19 protein-coding genes and 1 tRNA gene are annotated in these 23466 nt (G+C 57.2%); 12 read left to right on the top strand and 8 right to left on the bottom strand.

What is annotated here, in order from left to right; translation table 11 throughout:
• Nucleotides 1-3: 3 nt before the first annotated feature.
• From LJA86_RS13380 to gss, 4 genes are all read left to right on the top strand, one after another.
• Nucleotides 4-849: an ABC transporter permease gene (locus LJA86_RS13380; protein WP_021242100.1), complete on the top strand. Its 846-nt coding sequence runs from the start codon at nucleotides 4-6 to the stop codon at nucleotides 847-849.
• Nucleotides 842-1819, top strand: a complete 978-nt coding sequence (locus tag LJA86_RS13375; protein WP_196365299.1) for an ABC transporter ATP-binding protein — start codon at nucleotides 842-844, stop codon at nucleotides 1817-1819. Before LJA86_RS13380 ends, LJA86_RS13375 begins: the two co-directional genes overlap by 8 nt.
• Entirely contained in the window at nucleotides 1816-2793 is a 978-nt protein-coding gene (locus tag LJA86_RS13370; RefSeq protein WP_229226299.1) for an ABC transporter ATP-binding protein, read from the top strand. Before LJA86_RS13375 ends, LJA86_RS13370 begins: the two co-directional genes overlap by 4 nt.
• A gap of 182 nt (nucleotides 2794-2975) precedes the next feature.
• Nucleotides 2976-4838: a bifunctional glutathionylspermidine amidase/synthase gene (gene gss, locus LJA86_RS13365; protein ID WP_223539560.1), complete on the top strand. Its 1863-nt coding sequence runs from the start codon at nucleotides 2976-2978 to the stop codon at nucleotides 4836-4838.
• A 52-nt stretch (nucleotides 4839-4890) separates the two neighbouring features.
• Here gss and pgaD read toward each other — a convergent pair whose 3' ends face one another.
• Genes pgaD through pgaA form a run of 4 tightly spaced genes read right to left on the bottom strand, consistent with a single transcriptional unit; the run spans nucleotide 4891 to nucleotide 11027 of the window.
• A complete protein-coding gene (pgaD, locus tag LJA86_RS13360; protein ID WP_048224871.1) occupies nucleotides 4891-5322 on the bottom strand; it encodes a poly-beta-1,6-N-acetyl-D-glucosamine biosynthesis protein PgaD in 432 nt (143 codons plus the stop codon).
• Nucleotides 5322-6650 (bottom strand): poly-beta-1,6-N-acetyl-D-glucosamine synthase, encoded by a 1329-nt coding sequence (pgaC, locus tag LJA86_RS13355; RefSeq protein WP_048224868.1) that lies wholly within the window; start codon nucleotides 6648-6650, stop codon nucleotides 5322-5324. The genes pgaD and pgaC overlap by 1 nt, the downstream gene beginning before the upstream one ends.
• The gene (gene pgaB, locus LJA86_RS13350; protein WP_229226298.1) at nucleotides 6643-8580 is read right to left on the bottom strand and encodes a poly-beta-1,6-N-acetyl-D-glucosamine N-deacetylase PgaB; all 1938 of its coding nucleotides are present in this window, start codon (nucleotides 8578-8580) and stop codon (nucleotides 6643-6645) included. Before pgaB ends, pgaC begins: the two co-directional genes overlap by 8 nt.
• An 8-nt stretch (nucleotides 8581-8588) precedes the next feature.
• On the bottom strand, nucleotides 8589-11027 hold the full coding sequence (gene pgaA, locus LJA86_RS13345) for a poly-beta-1,6 N-acetyl-D-glucosamine export porin PgaA (protein ID WP_229226297.1): 2439 nt from the start codon (nucleotides 11025-11027) through the stop codon (nucleotides 8589-8591).
• Nucleotides 11028-11699: 672 nt separating this feature from the next.
• Between pgaA and LJA86_RS13340 the strand changes: the two genes are divergently transcribed.
• Both LJA86_RS13340 and LJA86_RS13335 read left to right on the top strand, forming a co-directional pair.
• The gene (locus LJA86_RS13340; RefSeq protein WP_045909946.1) at nucleotides 11700-12227 is read left to right on the top strand and encodes a LuxR C-terminal-related transcriptional regulator; all 528 of its coding nucleotides are present in this window, start codon (nucleotides 11700-11702) and stop codon (nucleotides 12225-12227) included.
• A gap of 262 nt (nucleotides 12228-12489) precedes the next feature.
• Nucleotides 12490-12912, top strand: coding sequence for a hypothetical protein (locus LJA86_RS13335; protein WP_229226296.1), 423 nt, complete (start codon nucleotides 12490-12492; stop codon nucleotides 12910-12912).
• A 140-nt stretch (nucleotides 12913-13052) separates the two neighbouring features.
• Here the strand turns inward: LJA86_RS13335 and LJA86_RS13330 are convergent.
• Nucleotides 13053-13128 (bottom strand) — tRNA-Phe (locus tag LJA86_RS13330).
• Between the two features lie 95 nt (nucleotides 13129-13223).
• Nucleotides 13224-13937 (bottom strand): DUF554 domain-containing protein, encoded by a 714-nt coding sequence (locus LJA86_RS13325; protein ID WP_229226295.1) that lies wholly within the window; start codon nucleotides 13935-13937, stop codon nucleotides 13224-13226.
• A 181-nt stretch (nucleotides 13938-14118) separates the two neighbouring features.
• On the opposite strand from LJA86_RS13325, the gene LJA86_RS13320 reads away from it, so the two are divergent.
• Nucleotides 14119-16254, top strand: coding sequence for an ornithine decarboxylase (locus LJA86_RS13320; protein WP_063622427.1), 2136 nt, complete (start codon nucleotides 14119-14121; stop codon nucleotides 16252-16254).
• A 99-nt stretch (nucleotides 16255-16353) separates the two neighbouring features.
• Here the strand turns inward: LJA86_RS13320 and LJA86_RS13315 are convergent, their stop codons facing one another.
• Nucleotides 16354-17046: a response regulator gene (locus tag LJA86_RS13315; RefSeq protein WP_048029052.1), complete on the bottom strand. Its 693-nt coding sequence runs from the start codon at nucleotides 17044-17046 to the stop codon at nucleotides 16354-16356.
• Nucleotides 17036-18661 carry an ATP-binding protein gene (locus LJA86_RS13310; RefSeq protein WP_229226294.1) on the bottom strand — a complete coding sequence of 542 codons (1626 nt, stop codon included), beginning with the start codon at nucleotides 18659-18661 and terminating at the stop codon, nucleotides 17036-17038. The genes LJA86_RS13315 and LJA86_RS13310 overlap by 11 nt, the downstream gene beginning before the upstream one ends.
• Before the next feature lie 344 nt (nucleotides 18662-19005).
• Between LJA86_RS13310 and LJA86_RS13305 the strand changes: the two genes are divergently transcribed.
• Genes LJA86_RS13305 through citE form a run of 5 tightly spaced genes read left to right on the top strand, consistent with a single transcriptional unit; the run spans nucleotide 19006 to nucleotide 23466 of the window.
• Complete coding sequence (locus LJA86_RS13305; RefSeq protein ID WP_021242090.1) at nucleotides 19006-20367, top strand: 2-hydroxycarboxylate transporter family protein; 1362 nt, start codon at nucleotides 19006-19008, stop codon at nucleotides 20365-20367.
• 17 nt (nucleotides 20368-20384) lie between these two features.
• The gene (locus LJA86_RS13300) at nucleotides 20385-21248 is read left to right on the top strand and encodes a fumarylacetoacetate hydrolase family protein (protein ID WP_229226293.1); all 864 of its coding nucleotides are present in this window, start codon (nucleotides 20385-20387) and stop codon (nucleotides 21246-21248) included.
• A gap of 13 nt (nucleotides 21249-21261) precedes the next feature.
• Nucleotides 21262-22284: a [citrate (pro-3S)-lyase] ligase gene (gene citC, locus LJA86_RS13295; RefSeq protein WP_069719976.1), complete on the top strand. Its 1023-nt coding sequence runs from the start codon at nucleotides 21262-21264 to the stop codon at nucleotides 22282-22284.
• Nucleotides 22285-22300: 16 nt separating this feature from the next.
• A complete protein-coding gene (gene citD, locus LJA86_RS13290; protein ID WP_021242087.1) occupies nucleotides 22301-22594 on the top strand; it encodes a citrate lyase acyl carrier protein in 294 nt (97 codons plus the stop codon).
• Entirely contained in the window at nucleotides 22591-23466 is an 876-nt protein-coding gene (gene citE / locus LJA86_RS13285; protein ID WP_023344877.1) for a citrate (pro-3S)-lyase subunit beta, read from the top strand. Before citD ends, citE begins: the two co-directional genes overlap by 4 nt.

Genomic DNA, 23466 nt, shown 5'->3' with positions numbered 1-23466 from the left:
CGGATGAGCAGACGCTGGCAGCAGGTTCGTCACCAGCTGCGCCGCAATCGTCCGGCGCAGTTCTCCCTGTTTGTGCTTTTTATTTTCGTTGTCGCCGCGCTCTGTGCGGGGTTAAGTCCGTACGATCCGGATCGGATGGCGCTCGGCGCACGCACGCTACCGCCGGATGCCGCACACTGGTTCGGCACCGACGAGTATGGACGCGACTACTTCACCCGCGCGCTATATGGCGGCCAGATCTCCCTGATGGTCGGTTTTCTCGCCATGCTCTTTTCCACGCTTATCGGTACGGTGGTGGGAACGGTAAGCGGCTACTTTGGCGGCTGGCTGGATAACCTGATGATGCGCGCCGTGGATATCCTGATGGCCATTCCGGCCTTCTTCCTGCTGCTGGTGGTTAATGCGTACCTCAAGCCGGGCGTGGATAACATCATTCTGATCATCAGCCTGCTGACGTGGATGAACATGTCGCGGCTGGTGCGCGCAGAAACCTTATCGGTGAAAGAGCGCGAGTATGTGCTTTATGCCCGCGCGTCGGGGGAAAACCCGCTGCGCATTATCGTGCGCCACATTATTCCCGGCGTGCTGCCGACCATTATCGTGGCCGCCACGCTCAATATCGCCTCGGCCATTCTGATGGAGTCGACGCTTAGCTTCCTTGGGCTCGGCGTGCAGGCACCGGCGGCGTCGTGGGGAAGCATGCTCAACAATGCCCAGTCGTATATTGGCGAAGCGTCGTGGCTGGCGATGTTCCCCGGCATTCTGATCCTGCTGACGGTGTTTAGCTTTAATGTGCTGGGCGATGTGTTCCGTACCGCCTTTGAACCAGGAGCGAATCGCGATGAGTAACTTATTAGCGCTTGAGAACCTGCAAACCACCTTCCGCACCCGCGAGGGCGAGGTTCACGCGGTGCGCGGCGTGAGCTTTCAGGTGCAGCCGGGCGAACTTGTCGGCATTGTTGGCGAGTCGGGCTGCGGGAAAAGCGTCACCTGTAAGTCGATCATTCAGCTTCTGGGGAACAATGGACGGATAACCGGCGGCAGCATTCGCTTCCAGAATGACGATCTGGCGCAGAAAACCTCTGCGCAGATGCGCGCTATTCGCGGCAACGAGATCGCGATGATTTTCCAGGATCCGATGACCGCCCTGAACCCGGTGCTGACCATCGGCAAACAGATGGCAGAGATCCTGATGCGCAATAAAGGACTGACCAAAAAAGCGGCCAAAGCGGCGGCGATCGCCATGCTGGAACAGGTGGGGATTGCCGAGGCGGAACGCCGATACGACCAGTATCCCCACGAGTTTAGCGGCGGGATGCGCCAGCGGGTGATGATCGCCATTGCGCTCTCCTGCAACCCTAAGCTGCTTATTGCCGATGAGCCGACCACGGCGCTGGACGTTACCATTCAGGCGCAGATCCTGCGTCTGCTGAAAAGCCTGCAACAGCAGACCCAAACCGCGATTCTGCTGATCACCCACGATCTCGGCGTGGTGGCACAGGTCTGCAGCCGCGTGGTGGTGATGTACGGCGGGCTGGTAATGGAAGAGGGGAGCGTGGAAGACATTTTTTATCGCCCTGCGCATCCTTACACCCAGGGGCTGCTGGCCTCGCTGCCGCGTCCGGACGAGGTTAATCAACGTTTATCGCCCATTGAAGGCGCACCGCCTGGCCTGCTTAACCCGCCGCCGGGCTGTCCCTTCGCCGAACGCTGCCCGAAACGCATGCCCCAGTGTGAACGGCAGCCCGCTTTTTACGCCATGGGAGAGGGCCATCGCGCCGCCTGCTGGCTATGGGCCGATAAGGAGATTCAGGCATGAGTGAACAACAGGTGCCATTAGTGAGCGTGCGCGATCTGCGCAAACACTATCCGCTTAACGGCGGTTTGCTGCGTAAAGGCACGGCCGTGAAGGCGGTTGATGGCGTGAGCTTTGATATCCAGCCCGGCGAGACGTTTGGCCTGGTGGGGGAGTCCGGCTGCGGGAAATCCACCCTCGGGCGCGCCATCCTGCGCCTCTTCGATATCACCGCGGGCGAAATCCACTTTGCCGGACAGGCGATCGCCCACGCCCGCGAAAAAGAGCTCAAGCCGCTGCGTAAACGGATGCAGGCGATTTTTCAGGATCCTTACTCCTCGCTTAACCCCGGCATGACGGTACGACAGCTGGTGGCCGAGCCGATGCAGATCCACGGCTACAGCCGTGAAGAACAGCGCGAACGGACGGAAACGCTGCTCTACAAAGTGGGGCTGAAGCAGGAGCACCTTGAGCGGTTCCCGCATGAGTTCAGCGGCGGGCAGCGCCAGCGCATCAGTATTGCCCGCGCGTTGTCCGTACGCCCTGAATTTGTGCTGTGCGATGAGCCGCTCTCGGCGCTGGACGTCTCGGTGCAGGCGCAGGTGGTGAATATTCTGCAGGATCTGCAGCAGGAGCTGGGGCTGACCTATCTGTTCATCGCCCACGATCTCTCGATGGTGCGTCATATCTCCAGCCGCATTGGGGTGATGTACCTTGGTAAGCTGGTGGAGGTGGCGCCGGCGAATGAGCTGTATCAGCGTCCGGCGCACCCTTATACCCGCGCGCTGCTGGCGGCGGTTCCCCAGCCCGACCCGCGCATTCGCAACCTCGAAGACGCAACCCTGCGCGGCGAAATGCCCGGCCCTACGTCCGCGCTGCCGGGCTGTAAGTTCTGCAGCCGCTGCCCGCATAGCATGCCGGTTTGCCAGACACAGGAGCCAGCGATGCAGGAGATCGCGCCAGGACATTTAGCGGCATGCTGGTTGTTTAAGATGTGAGCCTTAAACGTGTCGGGTGGCGCTTCGCTTACCCGACCTACAGGGTTTATGTTTTGTCGGCCGGGTAAGGCGAATTATTTACCACGCAGGTGTATGATAAACGTTCCTCTGTCAGGTTAATTACAACGTGCAGACGACGACAACCTATAAAAATTGCCGCCTGCCTGTTTTAGGTTGGATACATGCGTAAAGGAACGTTAAGCAGTGATGCGCCATTCGGGACATTGTTAGGCTATGCGCCCGGTGGCGTGGCGATTTACTCTTCAAATTACGGCAGTCTGGACCCGCGCAACTACCCGCAAGACGCGGATTTTCGCAGCTACATCGGCAACGAATACATGGGCCACAAGTGGCAGTGCGTTGAGTTTGCTCGCCGTTTCCTGTTTCTCAACTATGGCTTCGTGTTTACCGACGTCGGCATGGCGTGGGAAATTTTCTCTCTGCGCTTTTTGCGTCAGGTGGTGAACGATAACATTCTGCCCCTTCAGGCTTTTGCCAACGGCTCAAAACGTGCGCCGTGCGCCGGGGCGCTGCTGATCTGGCAAAAGGGCGGCGAGTTTCATGAGACCGGCCACGTGGCGGTGATCACCCAGCTTCTGGACGATAAGGTGCGAATTGCGGAGCAGAACGTCATTCACTCTCCGCTGCCGCTCGGGCAGCAGTGGACGCGCGAGCTGCGCCTGAGCGTGGAAAACGGGTGTTATACAATCCATGACACCTTCAACGACACGGAAATTCTCGGCTGGATGATCCAGACCGACGATACGGAACACAGCATTCCCCAGCCGGAAATCGACGGCGAACTGCTGAAAATCAGCGGCGCGCGGCTGAAAAACAAACGTCAGTTCGACGGCAAGTGGCTCAACGAAAATGACGCGCTGCAGCAGGCGTATATTCGCGCCAACGGTCACGTGATCAACAAAGATCCCTGCCAGTACTTCACCATTACCGAAAGCGCCGAGCAGGAGCTGATCAAGGCCACCAATGAACTGCACCTGATGTACCTGCACGCCACGGACAAGGTGCTGAAAGACGACAGCCTGCTGGCGCTTTTCGACATCCCGAAAATCCTCTGGCCGCGCCTGCGCCTCTCCTGGCAGTGGCGTCGTCACCATATGATCACCGGTCGTATGGATTTCTGTATGGATGAGCGCGGCATCAAGGTCTACGAGTACAACGCCGACTCCGCCTCCTGCCATACCGAGGGCGGGCTGATTCTCGAAGAGTGGGTGAAAAACGGCTATCGCGGCAACGGGCATAACCCGGCAGAAGGCCTGCTGGAAGAGCTGACCGGCGCCTGGAAGCACAGCCACGCCCGGCCATTCGTGCACATCATGCAGGACAACGATGTTGAAGAGGACTATCACGCGCTCTTTATCCAGCGTTCGCTGATGCAGGCCGGGTTCGAGACTAAAATCCTCCACGGGCTGGGGGCGCTCAGCTGGGATGCCGCCGGACAGCTGATTGACGACGAAGGTCGCCACGTCAACTGCGTGTGGAAAACCTGGGCGTGGGAGACGGCGATTGAGCAGATCCGTGAGGTCAGCGAAACCGAATATGCCGCCGTGCCGATCCGCACTGGACATCCTGAAGGCGAAGTGCGCCTGATTGACGTCCTGCTGCGCCCGGAGGTGCTGGTCTTTGAACCGCTGTGGACCGTCATTCCCGGCAACAAAGCGATTCTTCCGGTGCTGTGGCAGCTGTTCCCGAATCATCGTTACCTGCTCGACACCGATTTTGAGGTCAACGATCTGCTGAAGCAGACCGGATACGCCGTCAAGCCGATTGCCGGACGCTGCGGCAGTAATATCGACCTGATTAGCGCCCAGGACGAACTGCTGGATAAATCCAGCGGCAAGTTTGTCGACCGTAAAAACATCTACCAGCAGCTGTGGTGCCTGCCAAACGTCGACGGTAAGTACATTCAGGTCTGTACTTTTACCGTGGGCGGGAACTACGGTGGGACCTGCCTGCGCGGAGATGACTCGCTGGTGGTGAAGAAAGAGAGCGATATTGAGCCGCTGATCGTGGTTAAAGATAAGTAGCTCTTACCCGCAATAAAAAAGCCCCCGCAGGGCATCCTGCGGGGGCTTTTTGTTACTGTTCTTCCTCTTCCTGCCCGTTGATCTTCAGATCGATGATGCGGCCAATCTGGTCATGATAGACCGTCAGCAGGTTGTACTGGCTCATCTCGGAGATGATCTGCGGTGAAACATTAAAGCTGCGGGCCAGCTCCTCCTGATGAAAATAGCCCGGCTGACGCCGCCTCACGTGGGCCCGACGGCGATTGTACTGATACCACAAAATCAGCAGCCAGCCGTTGAGCGCAGCAAACAGCAGGTAGAGCAACACCGTATTAAAAGACGCAATAATGACGCCCCAGTGGTAGTCGCTCTCCTCGGTGAGCTGCATCCAGAGCCGGGCATACAGGAAAAACAGAAAGCCTCCCCACGCCACCAGCGTTAACGCGGCATCGAAAAGACGTGGCAGCAGCCGATGTTCGGTCAGAATTAAGGTATTTTCGTTCATTAAATGCGTCCTTTTCCCCGGTCCGGACTGATCCAGCGCGCGCGGGCGCGCTGGCGTTTAAGCATGACTTTTGGAAATGCGACAAGGGTGGTGAACAGGCCGATCATCCAGTACACCATCGGGAACCAGATCACCCAGAAAAGCGAGCTGGCCACCTTCCGTTCATAGCGCCGTTCGATGTACAAACTGACGAGGAACTGCAGGAGGCACATCACGCCCAGCAGTAGCCCGGTAAACTCCGGTGGAAAAAGGCTCTCCACGGTCAGCCTGGCAGGAACAGGAGCGATATGGCTGAGAATAAATAACAGCACCGTCATCGCGTAGGCGAAGGCCCACAGCGTTGACAGGGCATACTCAAGAAACAGGGGCCACATGCGGTGATGCTCCCAGCGCACAATCCTGCGAAGGTTGACCAGAAACACCTCCGCGCCGCCCTGGGCCCAGCGCAGACGCTGTTTCCACAGGCCCTTGAGCGTCTCCGGCATCAGGATCCAGCACAGCGCCCGCGGCTCGAAAAAAATATCCCAGTGGCGCAGCTGCAGCTTCCAACTGATGTCGATGTCTTCGGTGATCATGTCCGGGCTCCAGTACCCGACATCTGCCAGCGCCTGTCGGCGAAAGGCGGCGATGACGCCCGAGACGGTAAATACCCGGCCATAGATCCGCTGCGTCCGCTTGATGAGCCCGATAATCGATGAGAACTCACCCACCTGAATGCGGCCGATCAGCGTGGAGCGCGTGCGAATACGCGGATTCCCGGTGACCGCCCCGACGTGGGGATACTGAATCAGCGGTGCCACCAGATACGCTGCCGTATCGCGATCGAGCAGGGCGTCGCCGTCAATGCAGACCAGCAGATCGCCCCGGGCCGCCGCTGCCCCGGCTTTGAGCGCCAGCGCTTTCCCCTGGTTTTCCGCGAGATTAATCACCCGCAGGCGCGGCTGCTCCTGCGCCAGCGCCTGCAGCACCTGCGCGGTGTTGTCAGACGAACCGTCGTTGATGGCGATAACCTCGATATTTTCATACCGCTGATCCAGCGCGGCGCTAATCGTCTCCCGGGCATTTCGTTCCTCGTTGAAGCAGGGGATCAGAATGGAGATGAGCGGCTCACCGGCGAGCGTCGGGGCGGGCGTCTCTTTATCCCACGACCAGTGGCGTTCAAGCTGAAACCAGAAATAGAGCCCGCCGGTTATCCAGAGCACGGACATGAACAGCGGCCAGAAGAACACAAAATCCAGAATCAGCTCGCCGGTAAAGAGGGCGGCCACGCCTAACGGCAACCCGAATACCAGACATAAAATGGAAAAGGCGATAATGCGATCAGTCATTGTCAGGGTACCAGTACGAAGAAAATACAGGCCTGATGTGTGAGATATCAGGTTGGTTGTTGATGAAATCATCGGGGTAGTAACCGTAATTTTTGACGCCGTTCAGCTGGAGCACGCGCATCCACTGTGCCAGCTGGCTGTCGGAAACGGCGCGCTGCGGTTTCCGCTCCCAGTCCCTGGCCTGCAGTTCAAAAATGGTTTTATCGAGCGCGCCGGGACGCATGGCGACCGCTTTCACCAGACGCGCCAGCCAGGCATCACTTTCGTCTGCCGGGACGGACTCCATCAGCGGCATGGCCATCGGCACCGTCCAGTCATACTCCGCCAGAAAATCGTCAAGATTCTGCGCGAACCACGCTTCGCTTTCGGGCTGCAGAATGGGTAAGGCAAACATATTGCGGGCGGTTTTTATCTGCGGGCCGCGAATGTGCTTCACCGCCAGGCTCAGGGCGTGGGTAAACCCGATAAGCGTCTGGCTTTTCTGACGTGTTGTGCTCTGAGGGCCATCGTCCACGTCCGTCAGCACCGCATCGTCATGGAATAAGATCCCGTTGAAGCTGGCATAGCGGGCCAGATCTTCATAGATGTCCGTCACCTGCTGGCGCACCTGCGGGTTCCACGGAGAAAGCCGGATATAGGGCTCGGTGGCATCGCTTAACCGGCTGGTCTGACGATCCCGACGCTGCACGCGCGGCAGGGCAGGATCGAGATCGAACGAGAGCACCGGCATCCACGCGAAGACTTTCACACCCGCGCGGGTCTGCAGCTGCCAGGAGACAAAATTAAACAGGTCGGCCCGGACCGGCAGCTGGCGGTTGGGAAAATAGAGCGCCTTGATCCTGCCGTCGCCCTGCGGGTCGGCAAATGCCTGCAGGAAAACATGGCTGATTTTCATGTCGTAGACCCGCTGGATCAGCCTGTTGATATTTTGGGTCTGCTGGGCCGGATCGGGATCGTAAACGTAGTCGAGATCGACGTGCATGACGCGCACGGGTTCGCGCTCCTGAACCTGGCTGACCGTACTGGCAAACGCCTTGAGCGAGGGATTGCCGGCGATCAGCAGACGAGGAATATTGCCCAGCTCCTGCACGTTCCCCAGCCCGTCCTCAAGGGTAAAGGCCAGCTGATAACCCTGCTGTCTGGCGATGGCAAGCGACGTACCGTTGGCCGCACCATAGGGCCAGACCCAGGCGCGCGGCGCCTTGCCCGTTACCTGCGTGATTTTGTCTGTCACTTTGCGAACGTCATCGCCGATCCGCTGGTTGAACTGCCGATCGGTTTCATAGCGGCCCGTCGCTTTATCATAAAAGCGGTTGGCGATGGCCGGTTCGCGGCTGCCCTGCGGGTTAGCCGGGATGCCGTAATGCGAGGCCCAGGTGTGCGATCCGATCTCAATCAGCGGAGACCGGCTGAGCTCGCGCACCATGTCCCACGTCGCGAAGCGATCGCGGGGCGTCATCAGACCGCCGAAGTTAACTTTTTGATTTTCCGGCGTATCCACCCAGCTGCCCACCGGCGCCCACAGCGCAGGAACGTTCCACGCCTGAAGCAGTGGCCAGACGCGGGTGTAAAAGCTGCTGTAGCCGTCGTCAAAGCTGAGCAGAACGGCTTTGGGCGGCAGCGTTTTTTTTCCGTCATGGGCATCGAGAATGTCCTGCACGCTGATGACGTGATACCCGTTGTGCAGCAGCCAGCTTATCTGCTCGTTTAGCGCGCTGGTTCGTACGGAGAGGTAGCGCTGATCGGCGGCATCGTCTTCGACGTCGTGGTAGGCCAGCACCAGAAACTGGTTCTGCGGCCAGGGTTTGCTCGCCTCCAGCTGCGGCCGATCTTTGGGCGCAATAAACGAAAATGCCTGCGCGCAGACGCTCGCGCTGAGGCAGAGCCAGCCGAGGAGTATCAGGCTCGCGGAAAAACGTGTGTTCATCATCATCATCCTTAAAAGCGTAAAGTCGCATCAAACGTGACGGAGAGGTTGCTCTCGCGTTTGCCGTCGTAAGGGCGCTTGTCCCAGTTCAGCATCACGCCGGTATCCATGACGTTGTTCCACTGAACGCGTTGTCCGTAACCCAGCAGAGCGATGGCGCCAGCGGACTGATTTTTCTGCCAGTAGCGGCCGCCTCCCGCCACGAACTGCTGGCTCCAGAGGGTGTCGTAATGGCGGAGCATCTCATGGTCAACGGCCAGGGCGGCCGTCACGGAAAGATCCCGCGCCGGGTTGTAATAGAGGGTGTCCCGCAGGCTGTTTTTGCTGGCAGCGATCCCCGGTTCGAGATCCAGCGTCAGGGACGGTGTCTGCCAGAGACGCTCCTTGCCCGTGAGGGTGTATTCCTGTCGGCGGTTATGGTCCGAAAAGCGGCTGAGGGCGGCGTTGAACTGGTACTCACGACGCTCGTTTTGATACCAGCGCACCCCGCCTTCCCCCCGGTTGGCGCTGATCCCGTTGCGTAATGCCCGCAGGGGCGAGGTGCGCGACAGGCGCTCAAGGCTGCCGCTGACCTGCCAGTTATCGGTGACAAAGTACGTTGTTGAGAGGCGAGCGCCCGGCTTGTTCGCCCCGTGATAGCGGTTGCTGGAGAGCTCGGCTTCGAGCTGGAGATCGCGTGGCCGCCATTCGATACCGCCCAACAGGTGGCGGCTGGTGCCTTTGCCTTCATCGAAATTACCCTCTGCATAGCGGGTGCCGGCAAACAGCCGCCAGTTATCCGCTACGGGCGGGCCATAGAGCGTGGCGTCCCAGTTGAGGTCGTGTGTCCCGCTGACGGGGCTATCGGAGTGCAAACCCTTGCTTGCGTTGAGGCGCAGCTCGGACATATGGTGGACGGTGCGGAGCCTGTCCAGACGCCTGGCGCTGCGATCGCGCGGCGCGCGGGCAACGACGTCGTCAGTCAGTAAATCCATCTGCCGCCACTCCTGCAGATCCATGGCGACGTAAGCCTGCTGCTGCTCAAGCTCCAGATTCGAGGGCTCCAGCGCCTCCGCCATTTTCAGCGTTTGCTCCGCCGCGCGCGGCAGACCCCGCGCCTGAAGCAGCGTAGCGTAGTCAATCTGCAATCCCTGATTGCCCGGCGCGGTTGTCGCCAGACGGTGCGCCAGCTTTTCGGCTTCCGGCAGGGCATTCGTCGCCAGCAAATAGTTAAAACGGAGCGACTGACCGGTAAGCCATCGATCGTTCGGCTGAGGAGTAGGGGAGCCGAAATCGTAACGGGTCCAGGGAACGTTGCGGGTCTGGCGCTCTGCATACCGGCGGGCGGACGGATACTCTCCCGTATCCAGCCAGGCGTAGAAAAGCGCGTGCTCTTCGTCCTGCGGGTCAGATGCGTATTGCGGATAGCGTTGCAGAAGCGCGAAGGCGGCGGCAGCGTTTTTCTCCTGCAGATATGAGGAGATCACCCAGCCGATTGCCCAGCCCGGCACCGGATGCCGGGCTGCCGTCAGATCCTGATATTCGCTGATGACCTGTGGGTAATCGGCATGAGCGTAGAGCGCGCCGAGCCGGTCGATACGCGCAAGGACGATGTCTTCCGCCGCCTGTGGCTCGCTTCGCCAGCGAGAAAGCAGCGCGACGTAACGATTCAGCGCAGATTGCGCAAGCTGCAGGCGCTCTTTTTCTGTTCTGCCTGGCACATCTGCAAGGCGCACGCTTTCGGCGGCGGCATTCAGCTCAAGACGACGACGCTCCGCGGGAGACAGCGCCACCTTTTGTGAAAGCAGGAGCGCGGGAGTATTGACCCGGTTATCCGTTAGCGCGTCGATCAGCTCGCGAAGAAGCGCGTGATTTTCTGGCGCGATATTCAGCGCGCGCGTGTCGGCTAAAAGCCGATCCCAGCTTTTTCCCTGGCGTAGCCAGACATACGCCAGCGTCTGAAGATGTGCTTGCGAGGGATCCTCCGCCACCAGTTGTCTGGCCTCCTGCAGGGCAATCGTATCTTTACGGGCATCGGCCAGGGTTTTGATATAGCCGATACGATAATCGTCGTTATCCGGCGCAAGGCTGCGCGCTTCTTTCCAGAGCGCCAGAGCGGGCTGCCACGCTTTCTGATTTCGCCTGGCCTGTGCGACAGCCGCAACGCCGCGGGCGGGAAGCGGCATATAAATGCTGTAGCGCTGCCAGACCTGAATAACCTCGTCATCATGGCCTGCCCAGGCTGCCACCTGTAACCAGTCCGCAACGTGTTCAGGCGTCAGGGCATGCTGCTGCTGATAACGCTGAAGATAATCGAGAAACGACGTGTAATTACCGTAACGCGCCTGTTGAATCTGTTGCTCATAAACGGATTCCGTAGCCTGAACCAGAACAGGAAAGAGTAATAACAGAAACAATAATGTTGGGGTGCGATAAAAGAATAATGTACTGAAGCTAAGTGATCTTTCCATATCTATTTGCCATTTGTTTTTCATGAATCCATTGCATAACACGGCCGCCTTTAAGCTCAGCGTAAAAGGCCATAAATGAGAACATTAAATCTGAATGCAGTGATGTTACGGGGTACTTACTTAAAGGTAATTATGGATCCTCATCTCAGTAGACTGGATGGGAGGTAATGTACACCTGATATGTTGCCGGATAAATATGCTGAAAAGCGGCTGCGTAGTTTTGAGATAATTCTGTAATGAGCCGTTTTTTGTGTTTATTTTGAATTGAGTCATTAATTGTAATGCATTGAAATATAATGGTTTTATTTTTATTATGACAGTTTTGTATATATTTTTAATGACGCTTATATGCCTCAATTAAAGTACTTTCTGGTGCATGTTTGGGAAGTTTCATGACAAAAATTCTTAATGTTTAGAGAAGTGACTTTTCTGCGATTTTTTTTTATTTATAATTAATGGCAGCCATTGAATGATAGTCTACAGGAAGTCTTACTCATCAATGTGTGTATTGAGGGATGTCCAAAGCCAGAATACATTTATCGTTAATCTAACAGCGCTATAAAACGAAGGCGGTCTTCTTTTCGCAGGATCGTTCTTGCTTTAATCTAAAAGGGATGGTTAGTGGCAACTTCAATAGTGTTAGTGACTCAGGATCGCTACCTTGTCAGGGGCATGCGGATATTTTTTCCGGATATTATCCTGCTTGATTCGATTGACAGAAACATATTTGATAACGGTGCAGATGAATATTCTGTATTGATTGATAGTCGTTGTCCGCTCCGTTTATATGATTACCTGATACGCCATCCGGCCAGAACGAGAAAAACGATCTGCTGCGTTATGCTTGATATGCGCCACCGCGAGGAGAATCTGCTCAGTATGAAGCTGTTTATGAACACGTCGCTGACGGCGCCGGATATGGCCTCGCTGTTTAACCTGGTGCTCAATATGAAGGGCCGTCGCCTGACCACGAAGTGGCTGCTGAATTTACGGCTGAGCACGCATGAAACGATCATGTTGCGGTTGCTGAGAGCAGGGATGTCAATGGAGGAGATTGCAGGCGAGCTGAATACGTCGGTGAAAAGTCTCTATCGCAAACGGACGGCGCTCTCAGAACGGCTGGGGGCGGAGAACTTTAATGAGGCGTGTTTGTTTATCTTCAAAAACAAACTGCTTGGCACAGGTGGGAACGATCCCTAAAGTTGTCAGGAATTCAAAAGCAAAAAACCGCCACGAGGGCGGGTTCGTTAATAAGGTGCGTGTTAACGCGCTTATCTCGATACCGGCGGATGTAAGGTGGCAAAAAATGAGCGGGTGGCGGTTGGATTTTGGGGGAGAGGAAACGCGTATTATAATGAAAAACGAATAGTATCTTCTGCTCTTTAACTCCGTTTATGAACTGCCTGAGGCTAAGCCAAGTGTTTTATCCTGAGCGGGTGATACCAGAAGGAGACTCCTGGAAGTGATTGAAAAATTTAAAAGGACGTTAGAAATGAATAAATATCTGTCTGGTCTGTGTGTTGTTTCTTTTTTTTATTTTTCTTCAATAGGTTACGCGCACTCTGCGGGTCTAAATAAAGTTCAGGTTAGTATCAAACCCAGCAGCGGTAATATAGGATATATCCCGGTAATTTCTGATGCAGATGAAATCGAGCCTTCTGATTTCAGGGAGTCGGATCTACAGGAGATGCAGGATAGCCTGAGGAAGATGAAGTCCAACAACCGCAAAGTCGATGAGCTAACTCAGAAGGTTTCACAGCTTGAGAGAAAGAATTCTGAGCAGGAGAGTAAGATCGAGCGATTGCAAAGAAGCCTTGATGACATGAAGCGGAGCAACGACAACCTTTCAAATCAGGTCAGCAATTTATCCGGCAAAATTAAGTGATAAAAAAGAACCACCACCTGTATTAACTTACCGGGCTATTAGCGTAAGCGTGCCTGCATGAAAGCCACGCTTATCAGCGCCCAGAAATCGGCCGTAGCCATATAGCAAAAACCCAGCCATAGGCTGGGTTTTCTAAATAGTGGTGCCCGGACTCGGAATCGAACCAAGGACACGGGGATTTTCAATCCCCTGCTCTACCGACTGAGCTATCCGGGCAACGGGGCGCATTAAACCCGATCTGCCCGGTGGCGTCAACGAAAAATGTTGTTTTCGTTACGGACTGCGCAATCTCTCACCATTTCGCCGCATCCTTAAGCGAAAAAGTGCGTCCAGAGCGCGGAGAGCGGCATGGCGAGCAGCAGTGCGGGCAGCATGTTCACCACGGCAAACATCTTGATCCCACAGATGCGCAGCCCGGTAGCCAGCAGCAGCAGGCCGCCGACGGCGGTAAAGTCTGCCATCATCGCCGGCGTAGTGAGCGGGAGAATTAACGTGGCGCAGGTAGCCAGTGCCAGCTGGATAAGCAGCATCGGGACGCAAATCGCCGCCACGGCAATGCCGAGCGTGGTGGCAAAAATAGTGGCGGTGAAGAAATCAAGAAACGCTTTTGCAATCAAAATGCTCGGGTCGCCCGTCATTCCTTCCTGCATCGAACCGAAAATCCCGGTGCCGCTGGCGCAAAACAGAATAATGATGGCGACATAGTTCTGAATAAACGTCTCGTGCGTGCCGTGTTTCGCCTTGCCCGGTCGGGCTATCAGGTTTTTGGCTTTGCTCACCGCGCTGTTAATGCCTTTTTCCAGATAGCAAAATTCGCCAATCAGCGCGCCGAGCAGGGTGGTCAACACCATCACCGGCAGGTTGGCGCATTTGACCACCAACAGAATACCGATCCCTAACGATGCCAGGCCGAATATTGAGGGCATGGAGGTGCGAATACGCTCCGGCAGCCGCTGGCTTAGCACTGCGCCGAGTACGCCGCCCAGCAATACGGCTCCTGCGTTGATAAATGGCCCGATAACCAAAGTTAACTCCTGTTATTTAATCATTGATATTGCATTATTATGGCACGTCAGCGCTGCGCGGGCCTTAGCTTTGGGTGGTTTCGTGCATACTGATTCCTTCTTGCACCTCAAAATAAAAGGTGACATTATTGCGCGAATTTTCTCCTCCCTGTCTCACCGTTCGGTGAGGGTAATTGCGCTTATGAAAACCATGAAAATCGCCGTCAGCCGCGAGCTGCTCTCAACTGTGTCTACGCACCGCGAAAAGGTGACGCTGGACAGCACGGATTTCACCGATGTGGCAGCCGTCGTCATGACGACGACAGAGAGTCGCAGCGGCATCCTTGCATTGCTGAAACGAACGGGCTTTCATTTACCGGTGTTTATTTTCTCGCAGGAGCCAACGGAGGTGCCCGATGGCGCCACCGCGGTCATCTCGGGTAAAGCTCAGGAGTTTCTGGAACTGGAAACTGCTGCCAGCCGCTACGAAGAGAACCTGCTGCCGCCGTTTTTCGACACCCTGAGTCAGTATGTGGAGATGGGCAACAGCACTTTCGCCTGTCCAGGACACCAGCACGGCGCCTTTTTCAAAAAACATCCGGCAGGGCGGCAGTTCTATGATTTCTTCGGTGAGAACGTATTTCGCGCCGACATGTGCAATGCCGACGTGAAGCTGGGGGATCTGCTGATCCACGAAGGGTCCGCCAAGCATGCGCAAAAATTCGCGGCGAAAGTGTTCAACGCGGATAAAACCTACTTCGTGCTGAACGGGACGTCGGCGGCCAACAAGGTGGTGACCAACGCGCTGCTCACCCGCGGCGATCTGGTGCTGTTTGACCGCAACAACCATAAATCTAACCACCACGGGGCGCTGATCCAGGCGGGTGCCACGCCGGTTTACCTTGAGGCCGCGCGTAACCCGTTTGGCTTTATTGGCGGGATTGACGACCACTGCTTTGATGACGCGTATCTGCGGGATCTGATCCGCGAGGCGGCGCCGGAGAAAGCCGACGAGGCGCGTCCGTTCCGCCTGGCGATCATTCAGCTAGGCACCTACGACGGGACGATCTACAACGCCCGTCAGGTGATCGACAAGATCGGCCATCTGTGCGACTACATCCTCTTTGACTCCGCCTGGGTGGGCTACGAGCAGTTTATTCCGATGATGGCGGAAACATCCCCGCTGTTGCTGGAGCTGAACGAGAACGATCCGGGGATTTTCGTGACCCAGTCGGTGCACAAACAGCAGGCCGGATTCTCGCAAACCTCGCAGATCCATAAAAAGGATAATCACATTCGTGGTCAGGCGCGTTTCTGCCCGCACAAGCGGCTGAACAATGCCTTTATGCTGCATGCCTCCACCAGCCCGTTTTACCCGCTATTTGCGGCACTGGATGTCAACGCGAAAATACATGAAGGGGAGAGCGGACGCAGGCTGTGGGCGGAGTGCGTCGAGCTGGGCATTGAGGCGCGCAAGGCGATCATTGCCAACTGCCATATGATCAAACCGTTTATCCCACCGGTGGTGGCGGGGCGGCCGTGGCAGGATCATCCGACGCATGCCATTGCCAGCGAGCTGCGCTTCTTCAGCTTCGAGCCGGGGGCCAAATGGCACGGGTTTGAGGGCTATGCAAGCGAGCAGTACTTTGTCGACCCGTGCAAGCTGCTGCTGACCACGCCGGGCATCGATGCCGAGACGGGGGAGTACACCGATTTCGGGATCCCGGCAACGATTCTGGCGCACTACCTGCGTGAAAACGGCATCGTGCCGGAAAAATGCGACCTTAACTCGATTCTGTTCCTGCTGACGCCTGCCGAAAGCAGCGAGAAGCTGGCGCAGCTGGTGGCGATGCTGGGGCAGTTTGAACAGCATATTGAAGACGATACGCCGCTGGCAGACGTGCTGCCGACGATCTTCCAGAAATACCCGGTGCGCTACCGGGATTACACCCTTCGCCAGCTGTGCCAGGAGATGCACGATCTCTACGTCAGCTTTGACGTGAAGGATTTGCAGAAGGCGATGTTCCGCAAGGAGAGCCTGCCTGAGGTGGTGATGAACCCGCAGGATGCCAATCAGGCGTATATTCGCGGAGACGTGGAGCTGGTTCGCATACGGGATGCCGAAGGGCGAATTGCGGCCGAAGGGGCGCTGCCCTATCCGCCGGGCGTACTGTGCGTGGTCCCGGGTGAAGTCTGGGGCGGGGCGGTACAGCGTTACTTCCTGGCGCTGGAGGAGGGCATCAACCTGCTGCCGGGCTTCTCGCCGGAGCTGCAGGGCGTTTACAGCGAGAAGGATGCCGACGGGATTAAGCGGCTGTATGGGTATGTGTTGAAGTAGACCCCCTCACCCTAACCCTCTCCCCAAAGGGGAGAGGGGATTGCACGGAGCCGTCTTTTCACCCTCGCCCCTTTGGGGAGAGGGCCGGGGTGAGGGGAGTTAAACCGCACTACGCTTGTACATCCTCCTCGGATGCCCGATCTTCCCGTACAGCATCTCCACGCTGAGAAACCCCGTCTCCACGCAGTGCTCCAGATAGCGACGGGTGGTGGTTTTACTCAATCCCGTCTCGCTCACCACCTCATCCACGGTAAAGCAGTGCGTTGCCTTGTCGTTAAACAGCGACTGCACCCGCGCCAGCGTATTTTCCTCAATGCCCTTGCTGCCGTTGTCCTGGCGGTAATTTTTTGCCTGAAGCTGATACAGCGAATCCACGTTCTGCTGGTCGACAATCTTCCAGACCCGCTGCTGTTCGGCAAATTGCACGAACCGCTCCAGCGACTGGCTGAGCCGCTTCCAGGAGACGGGCTTGAGGATGTAGTCGAACGCGCCGTTGCGGATCGCCTGGCTGCAGGTGTCCATATCGCTGGCGGCAGTGATAAAAATCACCGAGCAGTTGGCGCGGGCCAGCATGGGGTTATTGATCAGTGAGATCCCTTTGCCGTCCGGCAGATAGTTATCCAGCAGCACCAGCTGCGGCTGTTTGTTTGCAAGCTCTGCCTGGGCCGCAGCCAGCGACGAGGCAATGCCCACCAGCCTCAGACGCGGATGTTTGCCTATCAGCTCCGCGTGCAGTTGCGCCAGTTCGTTCTCGTCTTCAACAATCAGTACGTCGATAAGTTCATGTTGCATAGTCGGTGTCTTCCAGTTGCCGGGCGGTTCCCGTGGCCGGGATAAACAGGGAGAAAATGGTGCCGCGCGGCGTATTATCGGCAACTTCTATCGCGCCGCCAGCCTGTGTGACATAGCTTTCGATCAGATACAGACCAATCCCATGATCGCCGCGTGTTTTGGTGGTGATGCCGCGCTCAAAGATCCGGTCACGGATCTCCGGCTTGATGCCCACGCCCTGGTCGGCCACTTCAATGATCAGCTCCTGTTCGCTGAGCTTTATCAGCACCTCCACCGGCGCGTGGGGAAGCGGCGACCGCTGTGTCGCTTCGATGGCGTTATCCAGCAGGTTGCCAATAATCGAAATCAACTCTTGCTCCCCCAGCGGCAGGAACGGCCTGTCCAGCCGACATGCCGGGTCGAAACTCAGTTCGACCCCTTTCTCCCGCGCACGGGCGGCTTTGCCCAGCAGCAGACCGCACAGGGTCGGGGAGCTAAAGCGCGAAGAGATAAAGTCCAGCAGCTCCTGGGCGTGTTCAGACTGCGCCTGAATGTAGCCAATCGCCTCTTCATAGCGGCCCATGTGCAGCAGGCCGGAGAGGGTGGTCATCCGGTTTAACTGCTCATGACGCATGATGCGAAGGTTATCGACGTAGCGTTTGACCTGGCTGAGCTGGGCGCTCAGCGAGTCGATCTCGTTGCGATCGCGGAAGGTGATCACCCAGCCCTGCAGCGATCCCTCAAGCATGATGTGGACCCGGCTGGCAATCACCGTGAGATCGTTAAAACGGCAAATCTCATCATGGGTATCTTTCGCCAGCATCGTCTGCGTGTCGAAGAACGGGACCGGATCGATCACCTGGCTTATCAGCTGCCCGCGCAGCTCACGGGCCGGCTGGCTCAGCCCCAGCAGCTTGCGCGCCGCCTGGTTGATGACTTCAATCCGCCTTTGATCGTCAATGGCAATTACGCCTTCATAAATAGACTCCATCAACGCCTTCTGCTGGCGCACCAGCAGGCCGATCTCGCGCGGCTCGAGGGAGAAGATCTGCTTCTTAATACTGCGGGTAAAGAACCAGGAGAAGATAAAGAGAGCAATCAGCAGCAGCACCGCGGCAATCAGGATATTGACCACTTTACTGACGGTAATGGTGTCCAGGTAGCTGGTGAGATAGCCGACCGAAACAATGCCGACCACCTGTCCGGCAGCGTTGAAGATGGGGGCCTTACTGCGCAGCGAAATACCCAACCCGCCTTTGCGGATGGTGGTGGTGCTTTTACCCTGCAATACGGCGTCGTTGTCACCGCCTACCAGCGTGGTGCCCACTCTGTCGGCGAAGACGGAGTGAAAAAGATGCTGGCCCTTATTATCGCCAATCACAATAAAGCTGGCGTCACTGTGCGCAGAAATCTTCTGCATAAAATCATGGATGGCGATGATATTCTTTTGTTCAACTTCATGTCGCAATGTTGGAATAAGCGCAATCTCTTCAGCCTGTATTTTGGCGCGCGTGCTCATTTCCTGATAAAGCTGTTTCCCGACATCGGCATAATAATATCCGCCCAGTAACGCAAAAAGCACTGAGAAAAAGGCAACCAGCGAAATAAACAGCTTTATCTGGAAAGAGACTTTCATAACTCTCACGCAAGGTAGCGACAAAGAACGCCAATATATCATCTTTTTTCGCGCGGACGTCCGCTTTGCCGAAAACTTGTGATCCCTTGCACAGCGGGCGTTGTAAAAGCATCATCCCAAAGACGGGTGGCCTCTGGCTGCACGAATAAATGTTATTTGTTTGTTCAATTCAGAAAAGAAACCATAAAAACCACGACAATAAATAAGGCATAAATCACATTAAATAAAAGAAACCATTAAAACCATAGCTGCCATTAAAACTTCGCTTTTAATATGTCATTCCTCACATAAAGTAAGCCTTTGTGACTCTAAGCTGAACGCACAAAATAACCAAGGGGCTTATTATGAGCACAACTGACGATTCTTTCTCTGTTACCCACGACCCGATTGAAATTCAGCGGCCTTCGCTTAAAGAGCGCTGGTGGCATATTATGGATACCTGGAAAATCGGGATTATTCCTCTGCCGCTGTTCGTTCTGGCGGGCGCGCTGATCGCCATTGATTGCCTGGGCGGAAAACTGCCGAGCGATATCGTGGTGATGGTGGCGACGCTGGCCTTCTTCGGCTTTGCCTGCGGTGAGTTTGGTAAACGCCTGCCGATTGTCGGCAAGCTCGGCGCGGCGGCGATTTGCGCCACCTTTATCCCTTCCGCGCTGGTCTATTACGGCCTGCTGCCGGACGTGGTGGTCGAGTCCACCACTAAGTTCTACAAATCCACCAACATTCTCTACCTCTACATCTGCTGCATTATTGTCGGCAGCATCATGAGCATGAACCGCACGGTGCTGATTCAGGGCTTCCTGCGCATCTTCTTTCCGATGCTGTGTGGCGAAATCGTCGGCATGCTGGTGGGGATGGGCGTCGGCCTGGCGCTGGGTCTTGAGCCATTCCAGATCTTCTTCTTTATCATCCTGCCAATCATGGCGGGCGGCGTTGGGGAAGGGGCGATCCCACTTTCCATCGGCTATGCCACCCTGCTGCATATGGACCAGGGCGTGGCGCTCGGTCGCGTGCTGCCGATGGTTATGCTCGGCGGTCTGACGGCGATCATCATCTCCGGCTGCCTGAACCAGCTCGGTAAACGCTACCCGCATCTGACCGGTGAAGGCCAGCTGATGCCTAACCGCGCCAATGCCGATGCCACCGTCTCTCAGCCTGCATTCTCCGGCAAAGCGGACGTGACCACGATCGCCTCCGGCGCGCTGCTGGCGGTGCTGCTCTACATGCTGGGCATGCTCGGCCACAAGCTGATTGGCCTGCCTGCGCCGGTCGGCATGCTGTTTATGGCGGTACTGGTGAAGCTCTGCAACGGCGCCTCTCCGCGCCTGCTGGAAGGCTCTCAGGTGGTGTACAAATTCTTCCAGACCTCTGTGACCTACCCGATTCTCTTTGCCGTTGGCGTAGCCATCACCCCATGGCATGAACTGGTGGCCGCCTTCACGCTGACCAACCTGCTGGTGATTATCAGCACCGTCTCCGCGCTGGTGGCGACCGGGTTCTTCGTCGGCAAAAAGATTGGCATGCACCCGATTGATGTCGCCATCGTCTCCTGCTGCCAGAGCGGCCAGGGCGGTACCGGCGACGTGGCGATCCTGACCGCAGGCAACCGCATGAGCCTGATGCCGTTCGCCCAGATTGCTACCCGTATCGGCGGGGCGATTAACGTCTCCATCTCACTGCTGATTCTGGGCAACTTCCTCGTTTAAGTTTTCAGGAAAGAACAATGAAACTCGCAAGCTTTTTATACCAGGGAAAACGCAGCTACGGCATCGTGCAGGCCGACGGCGTGATTGATTTAGGCCGCCGTCTGGGCGACCGCTTCAGCGACCTCAAGGCGCTGCTGCAGGGCAACGGGCTGGCGCAGGCCACCCGCTACCTGAACGATGCCGTGGACGTGCCGATGAGCGCCATCACCTTCTTACCGGTGATTGAGCAGCCGGAAAAAATCCTCTGCGTGGGCATGAACTACGCCGACAAGCGCAAGGAGTTTGACCAGCACAACCCGGCCCCGACGCTGTTTGTCCGCTTCCCGGATTCACAGACCGGCCACAACGAGCCGGTGCTGAAGCCGCGCCACTCCAGCGAATTCGACTACGAAGGCGAACTGGCGGTGATCATCGGTAAAGGCGGGGAGAACATCAGCCGCGACGACGCCCTGTGCCACGTGGCGGGCTACAGCTGCTACATGGACGGCTCCGCCCGCGACTGGCAGCACACCTGGTTCACCGCCGGTAAAAACTGGCGTCAGACCGGCGCGTTTGGCCCGTGGATGGCGACGGCGGATGAGATCCCCGATCCGCACCAACTGGCGATTCGCACCTGGCTGAACGGCCGCATGGTGCAGGAAGACAACACCAGCAGCATGATCCACAAGGTTGCGGAGCTGATCGAGTACATCAGCACCTTCACCCGCTTAAGTCCTGGCGATGTGATCATCACCGGATCCCCGGGCGGGGTGGGTAAAAAGCGTAACCCGCCGCTGTTTATGAAAGAGGGCGATCGCATTGAGGTGGAGATCGAGCATATCGGTCATCTGAGCAACGTGATCGTGGAAGCGCCAGCCGTCGGGCTTGCGGCAGCACACTAAGTAAGGCGGCAGCATGCACTCGCAACTCATCGATTTTCGCCACACGCTGGTGGCGAAACATCCGGAACGCTTAAGTCAGATCCGGTATCTGCTGGCAGACAGCGGCCTTGGCCTGGACAACGACATCACGCTGTTCGTCGAAGCCTGGTCCGGCTCGCAGCTGGTGGGTTGCGCAGGGCTTGCCGCCAACGTCATCAAGTGCGTGGCGGTTAACGAGCAGCTTCGCGGCGAGAACCTCAGCGCGCGGCTGCTGGCAGAGGTGGAACATGCGGCGCTGGAGCGCGGCCATTTTCACCTCTTCCTCTGCACTCGTCCGTGCAACCGGGAGCGTTTTGCCCGCAGCGGCTTCTGGCCGATTGCCCAGAGCGGGAACAACGCAGTGCTGATGGAGAACACCCCGCAGGGGATCGCGCGCTACTGCCGTTCTCTGCGCGCGAACCGCAAGTGCGGGGAGAAGATTGGCGCCATCGTGATGAACGCCAATCCGTTCACCCTCGGCCACCGCCATCTGGTGGAGCAGGCGGCGGCGCAGTGCGACGCCCTGCACCTGTTCGTGGTGCGTGAAGACGCCTCGTTCTTCCCGTTCAGCGCGCGGCTCGAGATGGTGCGCGCGGGCGTGGCGCATCTGCCGAACGTGGTGGTGCATGAAGGCTCGCAGTACATCATCTCTCGCGCCACGTTTCCGGCCTACTTCCTGAAGGAGACCGGCAAAGTGCAGCAGGCGTGGAGCGAGATTGACGTGCTGATCTTCCGGGACTTTATCGCCCCGGCGCTCGGCATTACGCACCGCTTCATCGGTTCGGAGCCGTTCTGCGATATCACCCGCCAGTACAACCAGACGCTGCACGACCTGCTGGCCTCGCATATCGAGGTGGTGGAAATGCCGCGCATCAAGGCCACCGGCAACGCCATATCGGCGTCCGAAGTGCGCCGATTACTGAAGACACAGCAGTTTTCCCGGATCCGGGAGATTGTCCCGGACTCCACCTTCGCGCATCTCGAAACGCATTACCGTGCGAGTGCGGAAGTCGCTTAACTACCAGGAATTTATCATGAAAATTGTAAGGGAGGCGCTGGCCGGAACGCAGGAGTCCAGCGACCTGATGGTGAAAATCGCTCCTGCTCACGGCGAGCTGGAGATCGTCATCCACAGCGAAGTGATTAAGCAGTTTGGCGAGCACATTCGCCAGGTGGTCAACGACACATTGCGCGCCATGAACGTGCACCAGGGATTAATCATTATTGAAGACAAAGGGGCGCTGGACTGTGTGATCCGCGCCCGTCTGCAAAGCGCGCTGATGCGTGCCGCCGATGAACAGGCCATCAACTGGGGGGCGCTGAAATGAGCAAACTCCGCCGCAGCATGCTGTTCCTGCCGGGCGCTAACGCCGCTATGCTCTCCACCGCCTTTATCTACCGTCCCGACTCCATCATGTTTGACCTGGAGGACGCCGTTGCCCTGCGCGAGAAGGATACGGCGCGCATGCTGGTGTTCCACGCGCTGCAGCATCCGATGTATCAGGATATCGAAACCGTGGTGCGCATTAACCCGCTGAGCACGCCGTTTGGCCTGCTGGATCTGGAAGCCGCCGTGCGGGCAGGCGTGGATGTGATTCGTCTGCCGAAAACCGATACCCCGGACGACATCTATGAGCTGGAGGGTCACCTCGAGCGCATCGAGCAGGCGTGCGGCCGCGAGATCGGTTCCACCCGCGTGATGGCGGCGATTGAGTCGGCCATTGGCGTCATCAACGCCGTGGCGATTGCCCGCAGCTCTCCGCGCCTCATCGGCATTGCACTGGCCGCCTTTGACTATGTGATGGACATGCAGACCGAGCGCGGCGACGGCACCGAGCTGTTCTACGCTCGCTGCGCCGTGCTGCACGCCGCCCGCGCGGCGGGTATCGACGCCTTCGACGTGGTGTGGTCAGACGTTAACGACGAGGCCGGGTTCCTGCGCGAGGTCGATCTGATCCGCAAGATGGGCTTCAACGGCAAATCGCTGATTAACCCGCGCCAGATTGACCTGCTGCACAACGCCTACGCCCCGACGCAGGAAGAGGTGGATCACGCCAGAAGGGTGATTGAGGCAGCAGAAGAGGGCGAGCGTAACGGCCTGGGCGTGGTGTCGCTTAACGGCAAAATGGTGGATGCACCGATTATTAACCACGCGCAGGTGGTGCTGGAGCGCGCGGCGGCCTCCGGCGTGCGTCGGTAA

The sequence above is a fragment of the Enterobacter sp. TCD1-1 genome (assembly GCF_020567405.1).
Taxonomy (GTDB): Bacteria; Pseudomonadota; Gammaproteobacteria; order Enterobacterales; family Enterobacteriaceae; genus Enterobacter; species Enterobacter quasiroggenkampii.
The sequence above is the reverse complement of the archived record's forward strand: the minus strand, read 5'-3'. Positions and strand labels throughout refer to the sequence as shown.

What these genes read in the sequence shown, in the direction of transcription:
- pgaC (WP_048224868.1), bottom strand. Translation starts at nt 6,650, where the DNA reads ATGACTGATCGCATTATCGCCTTTTCCATTTTATGTCTGGTATTCGGG.
- LJA86_RS13305 (WP_021242090.1), top strand. Translation starts at nt 19,006, where the DNA reads ATGAGCACAACTGACGATTCTTTCTCTGTTACCCACGACCCGATTGAA.
- LJA86_RS13375 (WP_196365299.1), top strand. Translation starts at nt 842, where the DNA reads ATGAGTAACTTATTAGCGCTTGAGAACCTGCAAACCACCTTCCGCACC.
- citD (WP_021242087.1), top strand. Translation starts at nt 22,301, where the DNA reads ATGAAAATTGTAAGGGAGGCGCTGGCCGGAACGCAGGAGTCCAGCGAC.
- LJA86_RS13340 (WP_045909946.1), top strand. Translation starts at nt 11,700, where the DNA reads ATGCGGATATTTTTTCCGGATATTATCCTGCTTGATTCGATTGACAGA.
- gss (WP_223539560.1), top strand. Translation starts at nt 2,976, where the DNA reads ATGCGTAAAGGAACGTTAAGCAGTGATGCGCCATTCGGGACATTGTTA.
- LJA86_RS13315 (WP_048029052.1), bottom strand. Translation starts at nt 17,046, where the DNA reads ATGCAACATGAACTTATCGACGTACTGATTGTTGAAGACGAGAACGAA.
- LJA86_RS13370 (WP_229226299.1), top strand. Translation starts at nt 1,816, where the DNA reads ATGAGTGAACAACAGGTGCCATTAGTGAGCGTGCGCGATCTGCGCAAA.
- pgaD (WP_048224871.1), bottom strand. Translation starts at nt 5,322, where the DNA reads ATGAACGAAAATACCTTAATTCTGACCGAACATCGGCTGCTGCCACGT.
- pgaA (WP_229226297.1), bottom strand. Translation starts at nt 11,027, where the DNA reads ATGGAAAGATCACTTAGCTTCAGTACATTATTCTTTTATCGCACCCCA.
- citE (WP_023344877.1), top strand. Translation starts at nt 22,591, where the DNA reads ATGAGCAAACTCCGCCGCAGCATGCTGTTCCTGCCGGGCGCTAACGCC.
- citC (WP_069719976.1), top strand. Translation starts at nt 21,262, where the DNA reads ATGCACTCGCAACTCATCGATTTTCGCCACACGCTGGTGGCGAAACAT.
- LJA86_RS13310 (WP_229226294.1), bottom strand. Translation starts at nt 18,661, where the DNA reads ATGAAAGTCTCTTTCCAGATAAAGCTGTTTATTTCGCTGGTTGCCTTT.
- LJA86_RS13380 (WP_021242100.1), top strand. Translation starts at nt 4, where the DNA reads ATGAGCAGACGCTGGCAGCAGGTTCGTCACCAGCTGCGCCGCAATCGT.
- LJA86_RS13300 (WP_229226293.1), top strand. Translation starts at nt 20,385, where the DNA reads ATGAAACTCGCAAGCTTTTTATACCAGGGAAAACGCAGCTACGGCATC.
- LJA86_RS13320 (WP_063622427.1), top strand. Translation starts at nt 14,119, where the DNA reads ATGAAAACCATGAAAATCGCCGTCAGCCGCGAGCTGCTCTCAACTGTG.
- pgaB (WP_229226298.1), bottom strand. Translation starts at nt 8,580, where the DNA reads ATGATGAACACACGTTTTTCCGCGAGCCTGATACTCCTCGGCTGGCTC.